Raw genomic sequence first — 2,898 nt, 5'->3', positions numbered from 1 at the left:
GGCCCGGCCCGGCTTGCTCGGGGCGAAGCGCGCGGTCGAACACGGCGGCGCGGTCCGGCGGGGCGCGGCCGGGGAGAAGGGCGGGCGGGCTCAGGCCGGGCGGAGCCAGGCCTGGTCGCCCAGGCCGGAGATGCTGAGCACCCGGCTGACCTGCCGGGACGGCAGGACGGTGAGCGCGCCGGGGAAGCGCTGGGCCAGCCGGACCACGGCGTGGATCGCCGCCGAGTCGAAGAAGGTGACCTCGCGAAGGTCGAGCGTCACCCGCTCGGCCGGTTCCCGCAGCACGGTCTGGATCATCGTGTCGGCGGTGGCCATGTCGACCTCACCGGCCACCACGACGCGGAGGTGGTCACCGTCGACCTCCGCGCTGGCGGAGAAGACGGGAGGTGCGCCCCCTTGATCCACGGAGCCACAATGGCACAGCGGGCCTGGCAGGGCAACAACCGGTGCGGGCGGGCGGTGGCGCGGGTCACCCGCCACCGCGGCGATAGGCTTGCGGCATGACGGTCCGTGCGCCCCTGACCCCAGGCACACTCTCCCCCTGGCGGCCCGTGCCCGCCCACATCGCCCGGCCGGAGTACGTCGGCAAGACGCGTCCCCAGGAGTGGCGCGGCTCCCACGTGCAGACTCCGGAGACCATCGAGAAGATGCGGGTCGCCGGACGGCTGGCCGCGCAGGCGACCCAGCTCGCCGGTGAGCACTGCAAGCCGGGCGTGACCACCGACGAGATCGACCGGGTGGTGCACGAGTTCCTCTGCGACCACGGCGCCTACCCGTCGACGTTGGGCTACAAGGGCTTCCCCAAGTCCTGCTGCACCAGCCTCAACGAGGTGATCTGCCACGGCATCCCGGACTCCACCGTCCTGCAGGACGGCGACATCATCAACGTCGACGTCACCGCGTACCTCGACGGGGTGCACGGCGACACGGACGCCACCTTCTGCGTGGGCGAGGTCAGCGAGGAGGCCCGGCTGCTGGTCGAGCGGACCCACGAGGCGATGATGCGCGGCATCCGCGCCGTCGCCCCGGGCCGCCAGATCAACGTGGTCGGCCGGGTCATCGAGTCGTACGCGAAGCGCTTCGGCTACGGCGTGGTGCGCGACTTCACCGGGCACGGCATCGGCGAGTCCTTCCACAGCGGCCTCTACGTGCCGCACTACGACAGCCCCCGCCCCACGGACATCATGGAGCCGGGGATGACCTTCACCATCGAGCCGATGATCACCCTCGGCACCTACCAGTACGACATGTGGGACGACGGCTGGACCGTGGTCACCAAGGACCGCAGGTGGACCGCCCAGTTCGAGCACACCATCCTGGTGACCGAGGACGGTCACGAGATCCTGACGCTGCCGTGACCGACACGCCGGCGGCCCTGCGCGAGGCGCACCACGCGGACGTGTCGGGTGGCTGGCTGCGTCCGGCGGTGTTCGGCGCGATGGACGGCCTGGTCACCAACATCGCGCTGATCGCCGGCGTGGGCGGCGGCGGGGTGTCGCCCCGCAGCATCGTGCTCACCGGCACCGCCGGCCTGGTCGCCGGCGCCATCTCCATGGGGTTGGGGGAGTACACCAGCGTCCGCTCGGCCAACGAGCAGGTCGCCGCCGAGGTGGCCAAGGAACGACGGGAGCTGGAGCGCCACCCCGAGGCGGAGGCGCGTGAGCTGGCCGAGGCGTGGGTTGCCCGTGGCCTGCCGCTCGACCTCGCCATGCAGGTCGCCGAGGCCGTCCGGCGCAACCCGGAGGAGGCGCTGCGGGTGCACGTCCGGGAGGAACTGGGCGTCGACCCGGACGACCAGCCCAGCCCGTGGGCCGCGGCGATCTCGTCGTTCCTGTTCTTCTCGGTCGGCGCGCTGGTGCCCCTGCTGACCTACCTCTTCGGTGCGACCAGCCTCTGGCTGGCGCTCGCGGTGGGCGGGCTCGGGCTCTTCGCGGCCGGGGCGGTCGTCGCCCGGTTCACCGCCCGGCCGTGGTGGTCGGGCGGCCTGCGGCAGCTGCTGCTGGGCGCCGCGGCCGCGGCCGCCACCTACCTGATCGGCGCCCTCATCGGCGTCCAGGGCGGCATCGGCTGACCTGCCGGGGCCGCCTCAACCGTCGAGGAGGTCGTCGACGGCGCCGTCGACCGGTCGACCCCGGGCGGCCAGCTCGTCGGCCTGCCGGGTCAGCACCGCGCCCACCTCGGTCATGTCCGCGCCGGCCAGGCCGGTGCGCCGCACCGCGTCGCCCGGGTCTCGGAAGTAGGTGCGGCTGAGCAGCCCGTTCACCGTCGCCGCCGCCAGCCGCGCCTCGCCGAGCATCAGCAGGGCCTGGTCCGTCTCGTACCACTCGGCGAGCCGGGCCGCCCGGGCGTGCGCCGCGCTGCCCCGGTACCAGGCCTGCCGGGCGGCGGTGCTGAACTCGCCCGGGCGGGCCCGGGCGAGCCGGCCCAGGTGTTCGTCGCGGAGCGTGCGCAGCCAGCCGGTCGGGTCGTGCAACGCCCGGGTGGTGACGTACCGGTCGGCGGTCAGCGGCCAGAGCGGGGAGATCACCCGGGCCTGACGGAGGTAGTCGTCCGCGCCGGACACGGTCAGGTCGACCAGCACACCGTCCACCCGTCGGGTGGCCGGGGGCGGGCCGGCGCCCGGCCGGTAGGTCACCACCAGCAGCCCGACCTCGCCGTTCCCGCCTCCGTCGTCGTCGCCGTGGGCCAGCGGGCCGTGCACCGCCACGGCGAGCACGTCGGCCGGAAAGCGCCGCCGCACCGCCTCGGCGACCCGCCCGACCACCGTCCACCGTGGATCGCCCAGGTGCGGGTCCGTGTCGAGGTCTGCGCCGCTGCCGTCCACCGGACCACCCCTGTCCCGCCGCGTGGTACCCGCCGGCGGACAGTGGCCCGCCGGGCGCGTCCCGCCGGCGTGCG

4 protein-coding genes are annotated in these 2,898 nt (G+C 74.4%); 2 read left to right on the top strand and 2 right to left on the bottom strand.

What is annotated here, in order from left to right:
- Nucleotides 1–90: 90 nt before the first annotated feature.
- Nucleotides 91–405 (bottom strand): STAS domain-containing protein, encoded by a 315-nt coding sequence (locus NCC78_RS30265; RefSeq protein WP_250798804.1) that lies wholly within the window; start codon nt 403–405, stop codon nt 91–93.
- A 95-nt stretch (nt 406–500) separates the two neighbouring features.
- On the opposite strand from NCC78_RS30265, the gene map reads away from it, so the two are divergent.
- Together map and NCC78_RS30255 are read left to right on the top strand one after the other, a co-directional pair.
- On the top strand, nt 501–1,358 hold the full coding sequence (map, locus tag NCC78_RS30260) for a type I methionyl aminopeptidase (protein ID WP_250798803.1): 858 nt from the start codon (nt 501–503) through the stop codon (nt 1,356–1,358).
- Nucleotides 1,355–2,071, top strand: coding sequence for a VIT1/CCC1 transporter family protein (locus tag NCC78_RS30255; RefSeq protein WP_250798801.1), 717 nt, complete (start codon nt 1,355–1,357; stop codon nt 2,069–2,071). The genes map and NCC78_RS30255 overlap by 4 nt, the downstream gene beginning before the upstream one ends.
- A 15-nt stretch (nt 2,072–2,086) precedes the next feature.
- Here the strand turns inward: NCC78_RS30255 and NCC78_RS30250 are convergent, their stop codons facing one another.
- Nucleotides 2,087–2,824, bottom strand: a complete 738-nt coding sequence (locus NCC78_RS30250; protein ID WP_250798800.1) for a nucleotidyltransferase domain-containing protein — start codon at nt 2,822–2,824, stop codon at nt 2,087–2,089.
- Nucleotides 2,825–2,898: the final 74 nt, after the last annotated feature.

The organism is Micromonospora phytophila, from assembly GCF_023656545.1.
In the GTDB taxonomy this organism is placed as follows: domain Bacteria; phylum Actinomycetota; class Actinomycetes; order Mycobacteriales; family Micromonosporaceae; genus Micromonospora; species Micromonospora phytophila.
This window is presented reverse-complemented; position numbering and strand designations above follow the sequence as displayed.

Excerpts from the sequence above, each read along its gene's own strand:
- map (WP_250798803.1), top strand. The coding sequence starts at position 501 with ATGACGGTCCGTGCGCCCCTGACCCCAGGCACACTCTCCCCCTGGCGG.